Consider the following 17,262-nt stretch of genomic DNA (forward strand, 5'->3'; position numbering starts at 1 on the left):
TGTCGGCCTCCTGGGACCATCGTCCAGGCTGATGGCGGAGAATTCACCGGGCGAAGATCGCTGGCGGCGTGGTAGGACCGGGGCCATAGTCGGGGACGGCACTCCCCCCGATCCAGAACAAGAGGCGGCCATGACCAAGACCGTGCACCACCGAGCCTGTCACCTGTGCGAGGCCATCTGCGGCCTGACCTTCGAACTCGACACCGACGACAGCGGCGCGCCGCGCATCGCCTCGATCAAGGGCGATCCCCAGGACAGCTTCAGCCGTGGGCATATCTGCCCCAAGGCGGTGGCCCTGCAGGATATCCAGAATGATCCCAACCGCCTGCGTGGCCCGGTCGTGCGGGTTGGGGAGCAATGGCTTCCAATTCCTTGGGACGAAGCCTTCGAGCTGGCTGCGCGCAAGCTTCACGAGATCCAGCAGCGCCACGGACAGAACGCCGTGGCGGTGTACCAGGGCAATCCCAGCGTGCACAACTATGGGCTGATGACCCACAGCAACTATTTTCTCGGCCTGCTGAAGACCCGCAACCGCTTTTCCGCGACCTCCGTCGACCAGTTGCCCCATCACCTGAGCAGCTACCTGATGTACGGCCACGGCCTGCTGCTGCCCATCCCGGATATCGACCACACCGACTTCATGCTGATCCTCGGCGGCAACCCGCTGGCGTCCAATGGCAGCATCATGACCGTGCCGGATGTCGAGAAACGCCTGAAGGCCTTGCAAGGGCGCGGCGGCAAGCTGGTGGTCGTCGACCCGCGGCGCAGCGAGACGGCGGCCATGGCCGACCAGCACCTGTTCGTTCGTCCGGGCGGTGATGCGGCGTTGCTTTGCGGGCTGCTCAATACGCTGTTCGAAGAGGGGCTTGCCCGTGCCAGTCATCTGCCGGTCAGTGGCCTGGATGAGGTGCGGGCGGCGTTGCAACCGTTCACCCCGGAAGTGATGAGCCTGCTGTGCGGTATCGATGCGAGCCTGATACGCCAGCTCGCGCGGGATTTCGCAGCGGCCGACAAGGCGGTCTGCTACGGACGCATGGGCGTGTCTACCCAGGCCTTCGGCACGCTGTGCCAATGGCTGGTGCAACTGATCAATCTGGTCAGTGGCAATCTCGACAGGGTCGGCGGCGCGCTGTGCACCGAGCCTGCGGTGGACCTGGTGGCATCCACCGGCGGCGGGCATTTCAATGTCTGGCAGAGCCGGGTATCCGGATTGCCGGAATATGGCGGCGAGTTGCCCGTTGCGGCGTTGGCCGAGGAAATGCTCACCGAAGGCGAGGGGCAGGTACGTGCCCTGGTCACGGTGGCCGGCAACCCGGTGCTGTCGACGCCCAATGGCCGACAACTGGAGCAGGCGCTGGACGGGCTGGAGTTCATGCTCAGCGTCGATCTCTATATCAACGAGACCACGCGTTATGCCGATCTCATCCTGCCCTCCACCTCGGCACTGGAAAACGATCACTACGACACCACCTTCAACCTGTTCGCGGTGCGCAACGTCACCCGCTTCAACCGGGCCATCCTGCCCAAGCCGCAAGGTGCGTTGCACGATTGGGAAATCTTCGTCGGCCTGGCCGAGGCGTTTGCGCGTATCGCCGGCAAGCCGCTGAAACCGACCATCCCCCGGCGAACATCATCGACATGGGGCTGCGTGGCGGGCGTTATGGTGAAGGCTCGCCATACGACCTGTCGTTGAAAACCCTTGACCAGCATCCCCACGGCATCGATCTCGGGCCGTTGCAGCCAAACCTGGCGGCGCGGCTCAAGACCGAGAGCAAGACCATCGAAGCGGCGCCTGCTGCGCTGCTGGCCGACCTTCAGCGCTTCGCCGCACAACAGCCGCCAAGTGCTGCACAACTGCTGCTCATCGGACGTCGGCATGTGCGCAGCAACAACTCCTGGATGCACAACTTCCATCGTCTGGTCAAAGGCAAGCCGCGTCATCAATTGCTGATGCACCCTCAGGACCTCGCCGGACGTCAGTTGCAGGATGGTCAGCGTGTACGGGTAACCTCGCGGGTCGGCAGCATCGAGGTGGAGGTAATGGCCAGCAGCGACATGATGCCCGGGTGGTCAGTCTTCCCCATGGTTTCGGTCATGCCCGTCCGGGAGTGCTGCTCGACATCGCCAGCACCCAGCTCGGTGCCAGTGCCAACGACCTGACGGATGATCGATTGATCGATGCGCTTTCGGGCAACGCGGTGCTCAACGGCGTGCCGGTGGAAGTGGTTGCCGCTTGATCGTCGGCAATGCCGAGCGTCGTGCACGGCTTTCCGATACAATGCGCCACCGTGCCGACAAACCAGGTCGGAAAGTCCAGCCGAGGTGCTTCATGGATATCATCGAAACAATCAAAGAGCAGATCGCTAACAACACCATTCTGCTGTACATGAAAGGCTCGCCGAATGCGCCGCAGTGCGGTTTCTCGGCAAAAGCGGCGCAAGCCGTGATGGGTTGCGGCGAGAAGTTCGCCTATGTCGACATCCTGCAGAACCCGGAAATCCGCGCCAACCTGCCGAAGTACGCCAACTGGCCGACCTTCCCGCAACTGTGGGTGGCGGGTGAGCTGGTCGGCGGCAGTGACATCATGGCCGAGATGTTCGAGAAGGGTGAGCTGCAGACCCTGATCAAGGACGCAGCTGCCAAGGCCAAGGCTTCCGAAGCCTGATAGCCTGCCTACAGCGAAAAGCCCCGCGAATGCGGGGCTTTTTCATTTCAAATGGCGGTTCACCACATACCTTGTGGGAGCGGGTTCACCCGCGATTGCGGTGGTGAATTCCCCGACGCAATCGCGGGTGAACCCGCTCCCACAGGGCTGCATGAGCACAACGAATGGGCAAGAAAAAGCGTGCAGCCGCTCACTCACCCATCTGCGACTGCAGGTAGTTCTCCAGCCCGACCTTGTCGATCAGGCTCAACTGGGTTTCCAGCCAGTCGATATGCTCTTCCTCGGATTCGAGGATGTCTTCCAGCAGCTCACGGCTGCCGAAGTCGCCAACGGTTTCGCAGTGGGCGATTGCGGCTTTCAGGTCGATCAGGCCTTTCTGCTCGATCTTCAGGTCGCATTCGAGCATCTCACGCGTGTGCTCGCCGATGAGCAGCTTGCCCAGGTCCTGGACATTGGGGATGCCTTCGAGGAAAAGAATCCGCTTGATCAGCTTGTCGGCGTGCTTCATCTCGTCGATGGATTCTTTGTATTCGTGCTTGCCGAGCTTATCCAGACCCCAGTCTTCATACATGCGCGCATGCAGGAAGTATTGGTTGATCGCGACCAGCTCGTTTCCGAGGATCTTGTTGAGATGCTGGATGACGCTTACGTCGCCTTTCATGGTGGGGTCCCGCCCTGTCTATGTGCCAATAACCGCGAGTGTGAGCCGGGCAGGTATGCATGTCAAACCTAAGCTATTGAATAATAAGTGAAATTTAATAGGAATAAGAATGTTTGTATTCCTCGTTTTAACGCTAACTAATTGAATTTCGGGCATAAAAAAACCGGACACGAGGTCCGGTTCTTTATAAACGGGGAAAAACAAATTTTCACGCCGCGGTGAATTCCACCGGGTAGGGCAGGGCGGCCGCCTGGCTGACCTGGATTTCCGTCAGGGTCTCGCGTACCACCTGCTTGGCAACGCATGCGCATTTGCCGCACTGGCTTGCCACGTTGGTGGCGGCGCGTACTTCCTTGTAGCTACAGCATCCTTCATAGATCGCATCGCGGATCTGTCCGTCGGTTACACCAACACAAAGACACACATACATAGAAAGAAGACCATCAGGCGTTAGGCTCGAATGCAGTGAAGCCTAATGGTAATGAGAATGCTTGTCAAAACTCTTTCTCAAAGATGCAGGGCAGAGCGACCGCCGGTAGGAGATCAGTCCATTGGCCATGACTCGGCGTGCCGCCCGAGGCCGTGTATGATGCTCAACCCCTGTCAGAAGGTTGCGACCTTCTGCGTAGTCAGTTTTCAAACACCATCAGGAGATATCGAATGAGCGTGCTCGTTGGCAAAAAAGCCCCGGACTTCACCGTTGCCGCCGTACTGGGCAATGGCGAAATCGTCGACAGCTTCAACCTGGCTTCCGCTATCAAGGGCAAGTACGGCCTGGTGTTCTTCTACCCACTGGACTTCACCTTCGTCTGCCCGTCCGAGCTGATCGCCCTGGACCACCGCATTCCTGAGTTCCAGGCGCGCAACGTCGAAGTCATCGGCGTTTCGATCGACTCGCACTTCACCCACAACGCCTGGCGCAACACCCCGGTCAACAACGGCGGTATCGGCCCGGTCAAGTACACCCTGGCCGCCGACATCTCCCACGAGATCTGCAAGGCCTACGACGTTGAATCCGAAGGTGGCGTAGCCTTCCGTGGCGCCTTCCTGATCGATACCAATGGCGTGGTTCGCTCGCAGATCGTCAACGACCTGCCGCTGGGCCGCAACATGGACGAACTGCTGCGCCTGGTCGACGCCCTGCAATTCCATGAAGAGCACGGCGAAGTCTGCCCTGCCAACTGGAAAAAAGGCGACAAGGGCATGACCGCTTCGCCAGAAGGCGTTGCTGCCTACCTGAGCGAGAACGCTGGCAAGCTGTAATTTCGCCAGACACAAAAAAACCGGCCTTTCATCGGCCGGTTTTTTGTGTCTGCACATTCCACTCAATCGTGGAAATCTTGCCAGCCGCCCATTTCCTTCCAGCGGTTGACGATGCCGCAGAACAGCTCGGCGGTCTTCTCCGTGTCGTAGCGGGCGGAATGTGCCTCGCGGCCGTCGAAGTCGATGTCTGCGCTCTGGCAGGCCCGCGCCAGCACGGTCTGGCCATAGGCGAGGCCGGCCAGGGTGGCGGTGTCGAAGCTGGAGAACGGGTGGAACGGATTGCGCTTGAGATCGTTGCGCGCCACTGCGGCGTTCAGGAACCCGAGGTCGAAGCTGCTGTTGTGGCCGACCAGGATCGCCCGTTTGCAGCCGTTGGCCTTCAGCGCCTTGCGCACGCCGCGGAAGATATCGGTCAGTGCCGATTCCTCGCTGACTGCCATGCGCAGGGGATGGTCGAGCTTGATTCCGGTGAACTCGAGGGCCGCCTGCTCGATGTTGGCACCCTCGAACGGCTCGACGCGGAAGAAATAGGTGTGTTCCGGGAACAGGAAGCCCTTTTCATCCATGCCGATGGTGACGGCGGCGATTTCCAGCAGTGCGTCGGTGGCAGCATTGAAGCCACCGGTCTCGACGTCCACCACTACCGGCAGATAGCCGCGGAAACGCTGCGCCATCGGGTGGCGCGAACCACCGCCGCCCAGACCTTCCTGGTCGTCGTCGAACTGATCGTCGCTCACTTGCTTTCCTCCAGCAGGCGCCAGCGCAGTTGCTCACCGGCGCGCAGCGGAACCACGGTGTTGTCGCCGAATGGCAGGCTGTCCGGGGCGGTCCAGTCCTCGCGGACCAGGGTAATGGTCTCGGTGTTGGCGGGCAGGCCATAGAATGCCGGGCCGTGCAGGCTGGCGAAGCCTTCCAGCTTGTCCAGGGCATTGCGTTGCTCGAACGCTTCGGCGTACAGCTCGATCGCAGCAAAGGCGGTGTAGCAACCGGCGCAGCCGCAGGCCGCTTCCTTGGCATGACGGGCGTGGGGCGCCGAGTCGGTGCCGAGGAAGAACTTCGGGTTGCCGCTGGTGGCCGCGTCCAGAAGGGCGATCTGGTGGGTGTTGCGCTTGAGGATCGGCAGGCAATAGAAGTGCGGGCGGATACCGCCGACCAGCATGTGGTTGCGGTTGTACAGCAGGTGCTGTGCGGTGATGGTCGCGCCGACGTTGGCCGGGGCTTCCTTGACGAACTGCGCGGCCTCGGCGGTGGTGATATGTTCGAACACCACTTTCAGGGTCGGGAAACGCTCGACCACACGACGCAGGTGCTCGTCGATGAACAGCTTCTCGCGGTCGAACACGTCGATCTCGCCACGGGTCACTTCACCGTGGACCAGCAGGAGCATGCCGACTTCGGCCATGGCTTCCAGTGCCGGGAAGATCTTGTCGATGCTGGTGACTCCGGAATCGGAGTTGGTGGTCGCGCCGGCCGGATACAGCTTGGCGGCGTAGACGAAACCGCTGGCCTTGGCCGCACGGATATCTTCCGGTTGGGTACGGTCGGTGAGGTACAGGACCATCAACGGCTCGAACGGGCTACCCGCCGGGCGCGCATCGAGGATGCGCTGGCGATAGGCACCGGCTTCGTCGGCGTTGCGCACCGGCGGCACCAGGTTGGGCATGATGATGGCGCGGGCGAAGGTGCGCGCCACGTCCCGGACGGTATGAGGCAGCACGGCTCCATCGCGAAGATGGATGTGCCAGTCGTCGGGACGCAGGAGGGTCAGGCGATCGGACATTGGGGTTTCCAGGCGGTTCGAACTCTGGGCGAATGCTACCGGAAAAGCCTTCCCCGAGCACTCGCTATCAAGTTTTGCCGCAGGCGTCCGATAGCCTGCTGGTAAGTGATGGAATTTTGGGTATCCGGAATTTCTGGTTGATAAAATGCCAAAGATGTAAAGAAGAAAATCTTTCTCAGCGGATTATCTGATTGATCCTCTTCAGCCTACTCTACTGCCAATTTTCTGTTTCCACCTTCGCCTGAGTCTTCATAGCGATGCTGACTAGGGAGGACAGCGAGAGCTGGGCAAGCGTCAAAGCGGTTCTGGTTCATGCGCAATCCGGACACCTGCACAACATTCCTCTTGTAAGAAACCGATCAAATTCTCTAGGTGCCCATACTCGGGTATACAGACAATCGTGCGGCTATGTTTCTCCTGCCGGATCAGCCCTACCTTGGCCATGCGCGCAAGGTGATGTGATAGCGTCGAAGCAGGAATACCCAGCCCCTTCTGGATATCTCCGACCGAAGCCCCATCATGGCCAGCTTTGACCAGAAAGCGGAACACGGACAGTCGGTGACTATTCCCTAGCTCAGCTAAGCTGGCTGCAACCTTTTCGTGATCCATAGCACGCCCCAATAATTCGATGTTTCTAGAATTATAGTTGACAGGTCGGATAAACGCAAGTAGGCTGCGTACATCATTTCGACAATACTAGAAATATAGGAGTAATATTGAATGTCATCTCAACTCCAAGACGCTCTAGGCATGTTCGCCTTTCTCGCTATCGAGCTATCGGTTTTATTCATTGGCATTAGCTTGCTGGTCGGAGTTCTTCAACGTCACATCCCACCATCCAAGGTGGAAGCGTTACTGACTTCCAGTGGGAAGCGAGGCTATTTTCTTGCTGCTGGTTTAGGAGCTATAACGCCCTTCTGTAGTTGCTCGACTATCCCCATGTTGAAAGGGTTGATTCGGGCACGGGCCGGTTTTGGGCCGATGATGGTGTTTCTTTTCTCATCTCCGTTGCTGAATCCTATCGTCGTCGGCCTGCTGGTTGCCACGTTTGGATGGACACTTACTGCTATCTATGTGCTCGCCGCTTTGGTGGTCGCGGTAGGTGCCGGATGGCTGCTTCACACGCTTGGCTTCGAGCGTTATGTGCGCCGGACGGCGACACAAGAGAGCAGTGGATGTAGTTCATCAGCAAGCCCGTGCAGTGCTACATCGACCGCATCGAGTTGCGGCACCAACAGCTGCGACACCACTCCGAAGACGGCTTCTTGCGGGGCTGATAGGAAGACAACAGTCTCTACGTCTAGCGAATGCTGTGACAGTCAACCCACTGTCACGGTTAAGAAAGAAGGGAAGTACAGTGGTGTGTGGCGGGAAGCTTGGTCGGACTTTATCGATGTGTTGCCTTACCTGCTCATCGGTATTGCGATTGGCAGCGTGATCTATGGTTTCATGCCCACTGACTTATTGGAGCAGTATGCAGGCCCAGATAATCCCTTTGCCATTCCAGTTGCCGCTGTCATCGGCGTGCCGTTGTATATTCGCGCTGAAGCCGTCATACCTCTGGCAGCGGCTCTGATGGCCAAAGGCGTGGGTGCCGGGACGGTGCTAGCGTTGATCATCGGCAGTGCCGGAGCCAGCCTGACTGAGCTCATTCTGTTGCGCTCTTTGTTCACGCTGAAGCTTTTAGCGGCGTTTTTAGCAGTCATTTTTGCTATGGCGATGATTGCCGGTTACGCCACCTACCTGTTTTTCTGATCAAGGCGGGAGATGATTAATTCGTTAAGCCTTCCTGGGTACCAGTTGGTGGATTCTGATGAGCAGAATGAAGACATACATTTTCGGCTTGAAGCACCTACACCAGTAGCCTGCGAGGGGTGCGGCGTGCAGGGTGAGTTCGTGCGGTTCGGCAAGCGTGACGTTCCCTATCGTGATCTGCCCATCCACGGCAAGCGGGTCACTCTCTGGGTGGTCCGCCGCCGATACACCTGCCGGGCCTGCAAGACAACATTCAGGCCCCAGCTACCGGAGATGGTGGACGGATTCCGTATGACACTGCGGCTGCATGAGTACGTGGAGAAGGAATCCTTCAACCACCCCTACACCTTTGTGGCGGCACAGACCGGCCTGGACGAGAAGACGGTGCGCGACATCTTCAACGCCCGCGCCGAGTTCCTGGGGCGCTGGCACCGCTTCGAGACGCCCCGCATCCTGGGCATTGACGAGCTATACCTGAACAAGCGCTACCGCTGCATTCTGACCAACATTGAGGAGCGAACCCTGCTCGACCTGCTGGCCACCCGCCGCCAGGACGTGGTGACCAACTACCTGATGAAGCTGAAAGACCGGCAGAAGGTCGAGATCGTCAGCATGGACATGTGGAACCCCTACCGGGCAGCGGTCAAGGCTGTGCTGCCCCAGGCCCGTATCGTGGTCGATAAGTTCCATGTGGTGCGCATGGCCAACGATGCCCTAGAGAGAGTGCGCAAGGGCCTCAGAAAGGAGCTGAAACCGTCCCAGAGCCGGACTCTCAAGGGAGACCGGAAAATCCTGCTGAAACGCGCTCACGAAGTCTCAGACCGGGAGCGCCTCATCATGGAGACCTGGACAGGCGCGTTCCCGCAACTGCTGGCCGCCTACGAGCACAAGGAGCGCTTCTACGGCATCTGGGACGCCACCACACGGCTCCAGGCAGAAGCCGCCCTGGACGAGTGGATAGCCACCATCCCGAAGGGCCAAAAGGAAGTCTGGAGCGATCTGGTCAGGGCAGTGGGAAACTGGCGCGAAGAGACCATGACCTACTTCGAGACGGACATGCCCGTCACCAACGCTTACACGGAGTCCATCAACCGACTGGCCAAGGACAAGAACCGTGAAGGGCGCGGTTACTCCTTCGAGGTGATGCGGGCACGAATGCTCTACACCACGAAGCACAAGAAGAAGGCACCGACTGCGAAGGTCTCTCCTTTCTACAAGAAAACCATCGGTTACGGACTGCCGGACTTCGCAGAGGAACTCAACTACGGAGTCGATCTATCAACCATCTGATAATGGTATCAGGTTGGTGGGGTAAAGGTGCCCCATCAACCATTAAATCCGTATACCCGGAATTTTGTGGAGCCGCCCGTGCGCCAGCGTTATATAGCCCTGCTCAGTCTGTTCGCCAGCTTTCCGGTGGCCGCCCTCACGTTCCAGACGCGAGTGGAAAATATCGAATGGAAGGTCGAAGGCGATCAGTTCGAGTGCCGCCTGATCCAGCCCATCGCCGATTTCGGCACGGGCGAGTTCGTGCGCCGCGCCGGTGAACAGGCGACCTTCCGCCTGCGCTCGGGCAACAACATGCTCGGCAGCGGCTCGGCGACCTTGCTGGCCGCCGCCGCACCCTGGCAGCCGGGGCGCGGTGACATCAACCTCGGCTCGATCCGCATGGCCCGCAGCGGCGTGCTGTTCAACAGTTCCCAGGGCCAGGCCAGCCGCCTGATCAATGGCCTGATGGACGGGCGCAGCACGGTGATCCGCAACTATGCCGGCGAAGGCGGGCAGGTCATGGAAGTGCACCTGTTGCCGGTCCGGTTCAACAAGGCCTACGCTGATTACCAGGCCTGTTCGGCCAAGCTGCTGCCGATGAACTTCGACCAGATCCGCCAGGCGCGAATCGGTTTCCCGGGCAACGGCATCGACCTGGATGCCGACGCCCGTGCGCGCCTCGACGTGATCCTCGATTTCCTCAAGGCCGACCCGACCGTCAACCATATCGAGCTGGACGGACATTCCGACAACAGCGGCAACCGCCTGACCAACCGCGACCTGTCGCGCCGGCGAGCCCTGGCGGTGCAGGAATACCTCAAGGCCCACGGCGTGCCGGAAGAGAACATCGTGGTGCGTTTCCACGGCGAGCGTTATCCGCTGGCGGCCAACAACTCCGCAGCCAACCGTGCGCGCAACCGACGCGTGAACATCCAGCTCGACCGCGTTGCACCGGTCGAAAAACCGGTCGCGGAAAAGCCGGCGGATCCGGTGATCCCCGCCGCCTCGACGCCGGCCGCTGCGCCGGCAACTTCTGCGGCGCCTGCGAGTCCGGCGGCCCAGGCACAGCCCGGCAAACCTGCGCCGAAGTCCTGAGCGCGACCGCCCGTCGCGCCCACGACAGTTCCTGTCGCTTTGTCGTCACAAGCTGTCGCCCCACTGTAAATTCGAGCCGGAGAGCGGTAGAATCCGGGGTTTTCCGTACAACCCCGTGGAGTGATGGCATGGCGGACGTAAAAAAGGTCGTACTGGCGTATTCCGGCGGCCTTGATACTTCGGTGATTCTCAAGTGGCTGCAGGATACCTACAACTGTGAGGTGGTGACGTTCACCGCTGACCTGGGGCAGGGCGAAGAGGTCGAGCCGGCCCGTGCCAAGGCACAGGCCATGGGCGTGAAAGAGATCTACATCGATGACCTGCGCGAAGAGTTCGTCCGAGACTTCGTGTTCCCGATGTTCCGCGCCAACACCGTCTACGAAGGCGAGTACCTGCTCGGTACTTCCATCGCCCGCCCGCTGATCGCCAAGCGCCTGATCGAAATCGCCAATGAAACCGGCGCCGACGCCATTTCCCACGGCGCTACCGGCAAGGGCAACGACCAGGTCCGCTTCGAGCTGGGCGCCTACGCGCTCAAGCCGGGCGTCAAGGTCATCGCGCCATGGCGCGAGTGGGACCTGCTGTCCCGCGAGAAGCTGATGGACTACGCCGAGAAGCACGGCATCCCGATCGAGCGCCACGGCAAGAAGAAGTCGCCGTACTCGATGGACGCCAACCTGCTGCACATCTCCTATGAAGGCGGTGTCCTGGAAGATACCTGGACCGAGCACGAGGAAGACATGTGGCGCTGGAGCGTTTCCCCGGAAAACGCCCCGGACCAGGCTACCTACCTGGAGCTGACCTACCGCAACGGTGACATCGTTGCCATCGACGGCGTCGAGATGACCCCGGCCACCGTACTCGCCGAGCTGAACCGCATCGGCGGCGCCAACGGCATCGGTCGCCTGGACATCGTCGAGAACCGCTACGTCGGCATGAAGTCCCGCGGCTGCTACGAGACGCCCGGCGGCACCATCATGCTCAAGGCTCACCGCGCCATCGAGTCGATCACCCTGGACCGCGAAGTCGCTCACCTGAAAGATGAGCTGATGCCGAAGTACGCCAGCCTGATCTACACCGGCTACTGGTGGAGCCCTGAGCGCCTGATGCTGCAACAGATGATCGACGCCTCCCAGGTCAATGTGAACGGCGTGGTTCGCCTGAAACTGTACAAGGGCAACGTCATCGTCACCGGCCGCAAGTCCGACGACTCGCTGTTCGACGCCAATATCGCCACCTTCGAAGAAGACGGCGGAGCGTACAACCAGGCTGACGCAGCCGGCTTCATCAAGCTCAACGCCCTGCGTATGCGCATTGCTGCGAGCAAGGGCCGTTCGCCGCTCTGATTCGCCACTGCGATATGAAGAACCCGGCATTCATTGCCGGGTTTTTTTATGCCCGGCCGCAGAGGAAGAGTTGCGCGAACTCTCGGTGACGATGCTGACCCGGGTACCCAGTTCTACGTTATGCATGACCACGCCCCCGGCGCGGGGTTTGCGCAGGACGTGGCGGGCTACGACCTCAAGCAAGGCCTGCGCATCCGGGCCGGAAAGCACAACGGTGGAATATTCCAGGCTGTGTGAAAACTCAAGTGCAAGTGTCGGAGAAGTTTGAGGGTGGGAAGTTTTTTCCGACAAGTCCGCTGCCAGCATGTCGCTTTCCTCATAATGACTTTCACTGCTGGCCTCCTCTGGGCCGTAGAGACTTTTGGTATTGAAGTTCAGGGTCAGGAAGAACAGCAATGTCAGAAACGGTGGAAAACCCACGAGGAACCAGGTGTAGATACTCTGGCTGCTTTCATCCAGAAACGGTAAGGACGCCAGGGCCGATGCTTCGATGATTCCGGCGAAGATGGCGATGATGGTCAGGGGGCTCTTCGGTTCTGGACTGCTCATGGGCATGGTCTCTGTTTCGCGGTCTTCAGCTGCGTATCGGCGCGGGAAATAGGAAGGGTGCACGCAGTGTGCAACGCAATGGATCCATGTATCAGGGGTGAAGGCTCTGGATGGAGCATTGTTTCCACGGGCGAAGGACGCGAGGGTGGATGAAGGATCCAATGGCAATCAGACTTATTTCAGGGATATTAAGGACATTTCCTGCATATGATCAGCCAATATTCTTAGCGATATTTTCGACCTCCCCGGCTAGCATCGTTATATGCCTATTTAATGCAAATATGGCGGGGAGTTGTTTTCAAATACATTGCCTGTAGGAAATATCCGTAGGGTTTTTCCTTTGTTTGGGTAGTCCCTTTCTGAGCGTGCACATGCGTGTCGCAGTGATCATGCATTGCTTCTACCGACTGGGCTATTGTGCGGGCTTCTAATAAGTCGAATAGTTTAAGAATGGATCTTGCCCATGAATAAAGTGCTGATCGTCGATGACCATCCTGTCATTCGCTTGGCCGTGCGCATGCTGATGGACCGGCATGGTTATGAAGTGATTGGGGAAACGGACAACGGCGTCGATGCGTTGCAACTGGCCCGGGAGCATCTTCCGGATATCGTCATCCTCGACATAGGGATTCCCAAGCTCGATGGCCTGGAGGTCATAGGGCGGCTGACGGCCAACGGTATCGTGATCAAGGTGCTGGTCCTTACCTCCCAGGCACCGGGGCATTTTTCCATGCGCTGCATGCAGGCCGGCGCTGCCGGATACGTCTGCAAGCAACAGGACCTGACCGAGCTGCTCAGCGCCATCAAGGCCGTGCTGTCCGGGTACAGCTATTTCCCCAACCAGGCATTGCACTCGGTGCGGACCAACCTTGGCGGTTCCAGCGAGGCGGATATGGTCGGACGCCTGTCGGGGCGGGAAATGATGGTTCTGCAACAACTGGCGAAAGGAAAGTCCAACAAGGAAATCGCCGACGGCATGTTCCTCAGCAACAAGACCGTCAGTACCTACAAGACCCGACTGTTACTCAAGCTCAATGCCCGCTCCCTGGTCGACCTGATCGAACTGGCACAGCGCAACGGCCTGGTCTGATTCCGGTCCGCAATGCAAAAAGCCTCCGCTTTCACAGGAGGCTTTCTTGTTTTCGGACCATGGCGTTTCAAAGATCGAAGTCGTAATCGGCCAGTTGCCTTTGCAGGCGGCGTTCTTCAAGCAGGTTATCGATGGTGCGGCGCTTGCTCAGGTTGGTCTTGGCGACAAGCGCCGGGTTTTCCGCAACGAACTCTTCGGCTACCGGGGCGTCGTCGTCTATATCCAGGTCTTCTTTATCAGTGCTCATGTGTCACTCCGTTCCAAGAGGGCCGTTGGCGCCCCTTATATCGATATTCCAGAGACTGGTAAAAAAGATTTTTTCAATCGGACTGGCTGAATTTTCCTATTTCTTCAATCGTCGCAGGTCTTGTGCTCGTACTCGCACAAGTCTTCGATTCGACAACTGCCACAACGGGGCTTGCGCGCCTGGCACACATAGCGGCCGTGCAGTATCAGCCAATGATGGGCATCCAGCAGATACGCCTTGGGCACGAACTTGAGAAGGGCTTTTTCCACTTCCACCACGTTCTTGCCCGGGGCGATACCGGTGCGATTGCTGACACGGAAGATATGGGTGTCCACCGCCATGGCCAGTTGGCGGAAGGCGGTATTGAGCACCACGTTGGCGGTCTTGCGTCCGACGCCCGGGAGCGCTTCCAGCGCCTCGCGGGTTTGTGGTACCTCGCTACCGTGCTGTTCGACGAGGATGCGACAGGTTTCGATAACGTTCTTAGCCTTGCTGTTGTACAGGCCGATGGTCTTGATGTACTCCGACAGCCCTTCCACGCCAAGGGCATGAATGGCCGCGGGAGTATTGGCCACCGGGAAGAGTTTTGCCGTGGCCTTGTTGACTCCGACATCGGTGGCCTGCGCCGAGAGAATCACGGCAATCAGCAGCTCGAACGGCGAACTGTAGGCCAGTTCGGTTTTGGGTTCGGGGTTGTCTTCGTGCAGCCTGCGAAAAATCTCCAGGCGTTTGGTGGCATTCATCTGTCAGCAGTTTCCTTCACGGTCGGAGCGGCCTGTTTCGGACAGGCTCGTTTGGTCAACGCCAGCAGCAGGCCGAGCAGCAACAGCGCTCCCGGTGCCAGGTTGGCGAGCTGCAGGGAGCCGCTGGCGAGCAATTCGCGGCAGGCACCGAGCAGCAGAAAAAGGGCGCCGTAGCCAGCAAGCAGCAGCGCCAGGCGACGCCACTGGCCAGGCGAGCCTAGGCTCTGTTCGACCAGCAGGCAGGACACGGCGATCAATTCTGGGTAGATACCCAGGGCCTGGCGCAGTTCCAGCGCCCAGGCGTGCAGGGTCAGGGTCTGGCAGGTCACCACGGCGGCGGCGAGCAGTACGCTGGCGATCATCGCGCAGCTTGCATCCAGTTGCCGACGCAGCGGTGTCATCAGGGCCCGGTGCACGACAATCGCCACGACGCTCAGCGCTGTCATGGTCGCTGCGTGCAGCAATGTCTGGCTTGCGCCCAGCAGTGGCGCCAGGCTGAGGACGGCCAGGGAGGATCTATTCACGGGGCTCTTCACGGAGCTGTGCCCTCGTTTAGCCATTGCGGCGCATGCTGGTCGAAGTAGCGCAAGGCGTCCTGGATCGCGTGAATAACGGCGCGGGAGGTAACGCTCGCGCCAGCCAATTGATCGAACTGGCCATTATCGCGTTTCAGCGCCCAGGCGCTGTCCGGGGTATTGCCCTGGCCGTGGCCGTTGAAGCCTTGCAGCCAGGTATTGCCCGGCTCCGCGATGCGCGCGCCCAGGCCTAGGGTTTCCTGCTGTTGCAGCACGCGACTGGCGATCACCCGGCCGTCGCGGTCGATGGCAATCAGCAGGTCGACCGGCCCGGCGTAGCCCGGAAAACGGCTCAGCAGCAGCACCGCGCTGGACCGGCCATGCAAGCTGGCAAGGTAGCCGGCCTGAATGCGGCTATGGGCCAGGTCAGGATCCGGCAGGGCGATCGGCTGCTGCAGTGGCTGGTTGTCATAGCTCGCTTCTGGCAATACCGCGAGCCAGGCCCGGGCCTGTTGATCCTCTTCGGCAGCGGCGATCAGCGGCGCGCAGTAGTGCTGCCAGGCAATGCTGGCGCCTGCACTGATCAGCGTCAGCAGGCCCACGACAAGCGGTCCGCGTACGTTCATGCCGTCTCCGGACGTCGCTGTTGTGCCAAGCGGTCCAGCGCCGGCACGCAGAGGTTCATCAGCAGCACCGCGAACGCTGCGCCATCGGGGTAGTTGCCCCAGGTGCGGATCAGGTAGATCAACACACCCACCATTGCGCCGCCCACCAACCGGCCCCACGGGGTTTTCGGCCCGCTGACCGGCTCGGTGACGATGAAGAAGGCGCTCAGCATGGTCGAACCTGCCAGCAGGTGCAGGAGGGGCGAGCCGTTGGAGTCCGACCCTGAACCGTTCCAGCACAGCAGGCTGACGAGGAACAGACTGCCGAGCATCGCCACGGGCGTCTGCCAACTGATCACCTTGCGTTGCAGCAGGAACAGCCCACCGGCGAGAAACGCCAGGCTGGCCCACTCGCTGCCGCGCCCGGCCAGGTGGCCGAAGCCGGCATGGCTGGCGAACAACTCGTCGATGGTCAGGCTGCGATTCTGCCGCAGGCCGTCCAGCACCGTGGCCTGGGCCCAAGCATCCGGCCGTTCGGCAAACCCCGACAGGGCCTGCAAGGCATGCCCGAGGTCCAGCGCCTGGGGTGCAGGCCAATGGGTCATCGGTACGGGAAACGACAGCAACACCACGGCGTAGCCGAGCATTGCCGGGTTGAATGGATTGCGCCCGACCCCGCCATACAGCTGCTTGCCCAGGGCGATGGCGCTGCCCGCCGCGATCACCGGTATCCACCAGGGCGCATAGGCGGGCAGGGCGACGGCCAGCAGGCAGGCGCTGACCAGGGCACTGCCATCGTTCAGCGCGGGCAGCACAGGGTGCCCGCGCAGGCGCAGCAGTGCGGCCTCGGTCAGCAAGGCGGAGGCGGCGCACAACAGCAGATTGCACAGCACGCCCCAGCCATATACCCAGAACAGCACCAGCACGCCGGGCAGGCACGCCAGCAACACCTGTTGCATGGCATCGCGCAGTCGCGGGTCGGTGTTCATGAGGCGAACAGTCCGTTGAAGCCAAGAAACGCCATGGCCATGATCCCGGCGCCCATCAGTTCGATGGGCAGTCCGCGAAAGGCCCTTGGGACATCTTCATGCTGGCTGCGCTGACGCAGATCGTCGAACAGGGCCAGCACCAGCCAGAACCCCAGGCCGCTGCCGAGGCCGACCATGGCGGCGTGCAGCACGCCTTGATGCTCGCCGCTCAGTTGCAGGCACAGGCCAAGCAGCGCGGCGTTGCCGGTCAATAGCGGCTGCAGGCTGGTGAACGGCCAGCCCTTCAGCCAGCGTTGCAGGCCGGCGAGAATGGGCGCTGGGCCCAGCACGCAAAGCGGAAGGAAGACGAACAGGCGCAGGTAGTCGAGTTGCAGGGGTTGCAGGGCGTAGCGGTAGAGCAACTGGCCTGAAACGCTGACCAGCAACATCGCTACCAGCGTCGCCAGGCCAAGTGCATGCACCTTGACGCGAAACGCGGCCCATGTGGGAGCGGGTTCACCCGCGATTACGGTTTTGAATCCACCACTGCAATCGCGGGTGAACCCGCTCCCACATGGGCCGCGTTCCTTGCGCAGCAGGGGATCGATCGCCAGCAGGTGCTGCAAAGCAATGTTATTGACCAGCGCGGCGCCGATCAGGGCGAGGATCAGTTCGGTCATGGCATCCGGCACCGACCATGCAATGAAAACG

General features: G+C 60.3%; 19 protein-coding genes and 1 pseudogene. 8 read left to right on the top strand and 12 right to left on the bottom strand.

Translation table 11 applies throughout. The features are described from left to right. The first annotated feature begins 130 nt into the window (after window positions 1-130). Window positions 131-2,237, top strand: a pseudogene (locus tag CSV86_RS02140) (molybdopterin oxidoreductase family protein). A 92-nt stretch (window positions 2,238-2,329) separates the two neighbouring features. Continuing rightward, on the top strand, window positions 2,330-2,665 hold the full coding sequence (grxD, locus tag CSV86_RS02145; RefSeq protein ID WP_009399752.1) for a Grx4 family monothiol glutaredoxin: 336 nt from the start codon (window positions 2,330-2,332) through the stop codon (window positions 2,663-2,665). Between the two features lie 190 nt (window positions 2,666-2,855). Here grxD and bfr read toward each other — a convergent pair whose 3' ends face one another. Both bfr and CSV86_RS02155 read right to left on the bottom strand, forming a co-directional pair. Next, complete coding sequence (gene bfr, locus CSV86_RS02150; RefSeq protein WP_009399751.1) at window positions 2,856-3,326, bottom strand: bacterioferritin; 471 nt, start codon at window positions 3,324-3,326, stop codon at window positions 2,856-2,858. Between the two features lie 208 nt (window positions 3,327-3,534). Next, window positions 3,535-3,756, bottom strand: coding sequence for a bacterioferritin-associated ferredoxin (locus CSV86_RS02155; RefSeq protein ID WP_009399750.1), 222 nt, complete (start codon window positions 3,754-3,756; stop codon window positions 3,535-3,537). Between the two features lie 230 nt (window positions 3,757-3,986). On the opposite strand from CSV86_RS02155, the gene CSV86_RS02160 reads away from it, so the two are divergent. Next, complete coding sequence (locus CSV86_RS02160; RefSeq protein WP_009399747.1) at window positions 3,987-4,589, top strand: peroxiredoxin; 603 nt, start codon at window positions 3,987-3,989, stop codon at window positions 4,587-4,589. A 62-nt stretch (window positions 4,590-4,651) separates the two neighbouring features. Here the strand turns inward: CSV86_RS02160 and rnt are convergent, their stop codons facing one another. The 3 genes from rnt to CSV86_RS02175 form a co-directional block, all read right to left on the bottom strand. Next, entirely contained in the window at window positions 4,652-5,326 is a 675-nt protein-coding gene (rnt, locus tag CSV86_RS02165) for a ribonuclease T (RefSeq protein WP_009395305.1), read from the bottom strand. Next, window positions 5,323-6,369, bottom strand: a complete 1,047-nt coding sequence (gene pyrC, locus CSV86_RS02170; protein WP_009395308.1) for a dihydroorotase — start codon at window positions 6,367-6,369, stop codon at window positions 5,323-5,325. The genes rnt and pyrC overlap by 4 nt, the downstream gene beginning before the upstream one ends. A gap of 294 nt (window positions 6,370-6,663) precedes the next feature. After that, complete coding sequence (locus tag CSV86_RS02175; RefSeq protein WP_000349485.1) at window positions 6,664-6,978, bottom strand: ArsR/SmtB family transcription factor; 315 nt, start codon at window positions 6,976-6,978, stop codon at window positions 6,664-6,666. A gap of 141 nt (window positions 6,979-7,119) precedes the next feature. Between CSV86_RS02175 and CSV86_RS02180 the strand changes: the two genes are divergently transcribed. The 4 genes from CSV86_RS02180 (at window position 7,120) to CSV86_RS02195 (ending at window position 11,834) form a co-directional block, all read left to right on the top strand. Further along, window positions 7,120-8,124: a permease gene (locus CSV86_RS02180; protein ID WP_040363373.1), complete on the top strand. Its 1,005-nt coding sequence runs from the start codon at window positions 7,120-7,122 to the stop codon at window positions 8,122-8,124. A gap of 12 nt (window positions 8,125-8,136) precedes the next feature. Next, window positions 8,137-9,414 (top strand): ISL3 family transposase, encoded by a 1,278-nt coding sequence (locus CSV86_RS02185; RefSeq protein ID WP_000610830.1) that lies wholly within the window; start codon window positions 8,137-8,139, stop codon window positions 9,412-9,414. A 78-nt stretch (window positions 9,415-9,492) separates the two neighbouring features. After that, window positions 9,493-10,488: a flagellar protein MotY gene (locus CSV86_RS02190; RefSeq protein WP_009396515.1), complete on the top strand. Its 996-nt coding sequence runs from the start codon at window positions 9,493-9,495 to the stop codon at window positions 10,486-10,488. A 128-nt stretch (window positions 10,489-10,616) separates the two neighbouring features. Then, window positions 10,617-11,834, top strand: a complete 1,218-nt coding sequence (locus CSV86_RS02195; protein ID WP_009396513.1) for an argininosuccinate synthase — start codon at window positions 10,617-10,619, stop codon at window positions 11,832-11,834. Between the two features lie 30 nt (window positions 11,835-11,864). On the opposite strand, the gene CSV86_RS31585 is transcribed toward CSV86_RS02195, so the two are convergent. Continuing rightward, window positions 11,865-12,383, bottom strand: a complete 519-nt coding sequence (locus tag CSV86_RS31585) for a hypothetical protein (RefSeq protein ID WP_009396512.1) — start codon at window positions 12,381-12,383, stop codon at window positions 11,865-11,867. A gap of 463 nt (window positions 12,384-12,846) precedes the next feature. On the opposite strand from CSV86_RS31585, the gene CSV86_RS02205 reads away from it, so the two are divergent. Further along, the gene (locus CSV86_RS02205; RefSeq protein WP_009396511.1) at window positions 12,847-13,473 is read left to right on the top strand and encodes a response regulator transcription factor; all 627 of its coding nucleotides are present in this window, start codon (window positions 12,847-12,849) and stop codon (window positions 13,471-13,473) included. A 67-nt stretch (window positions 13,474-13,540) separates the two neighbouring features. Here the strand turns inward: CSV86_RS02205 and CSV86_RS02210 are convergent, their stop codons facing one another. The 6 genes from CSV86_RS02210 to CSV86_RS02235 form a co-directional block, all read right to left on the bottom strand. Continuing rightward, window positions 13,541-13,720 (bottom strand): PA3496 family putative envelope integrity protein, encoded by a 180-nt coding sequence (locus CSV86_RS02210; protein ID WP_009396510.1) that lies wholly within the window; start codon window positions 13,718-13,720, stop codon window positions 13,541-13,543. 104 nt (window positions 13,721-13,824) lie between these two features. After that, complete coding sequence (gene nth, locus CSV86_RS02215; protein WP_009396506.1) at window positions 13,825-14,463, bottom strand: endonuclease III; 639 nt, start codon at window positions 14,461-14,463, stop codon at window positions 13,825-13,827. Further along, entirely contained in the window at window positions 14,460-14,987 is a 528-nt protein-coding gene (locus CSV86_RS02220; protein ID WP_037059325.1) for an Rnf-Nqr domain containing protein, read from the bottom strand. The genes nth and CSV86_RS02220 overlap by 4 nt, the downstream gene beginning before the upstream one ends. Before the next feature lie 8 nt (window positions 14,988-14,995). Then, window positions 14,996-15,604 (bottom strand): RnfABCDGE type electron transport complex subunit G, encoded by a 609-nt coding sequence (locus CSV86_RS02225; RefSeq protein WP_009396502.1) that lies wholly within the window; start codon window positions 15,602-15,604, stop codon window positions 14,996-14,998. Beyond that, window positions 15,601-16,572, bottom strand: a complete 972-nt coding sequence (locus CSV86_RS02230) for an RnfABCDGE type electron transport complex subunit D (protein ID WP_009396500.1) — start codon at window positions 16,570-16,572, stop codon at window positions 15,601-15,603. The genes CSV86_RS02225 and CSV86_RS02230 overlap by 4 nt, the downstream gene beginning before the upstream one ends. Then, window positions 16,569-17,231: an Rnf-Nqr domain containing protein gene (locus CSV86_RS02235; protein WP_009396498.1), complete on the bottom strand. Its 663-nt coding sequence runs from the start codon at window positions 17,229-17,231 to the stop codon at window positions 16,569-16,571. Before CSV86_RS02235 ends, CSV86_RS02230 begins: the two co-directional genes overlap by 4 nt. Between the last annotated feature and the right edge of the window lie 31 nt (window positions 17,232-17,262).

The organism is Pseudomonas bharatica CSV86 (assembly GCF_000319305.2).
GTDB classification, from domain to species: Bacteria; Pseudomonadota; Gammaproteobacteria; order Pseudomonadales; family Pseudomonadaceae; genus Aquipseudomonas; species Aquipseudomonas bharatica.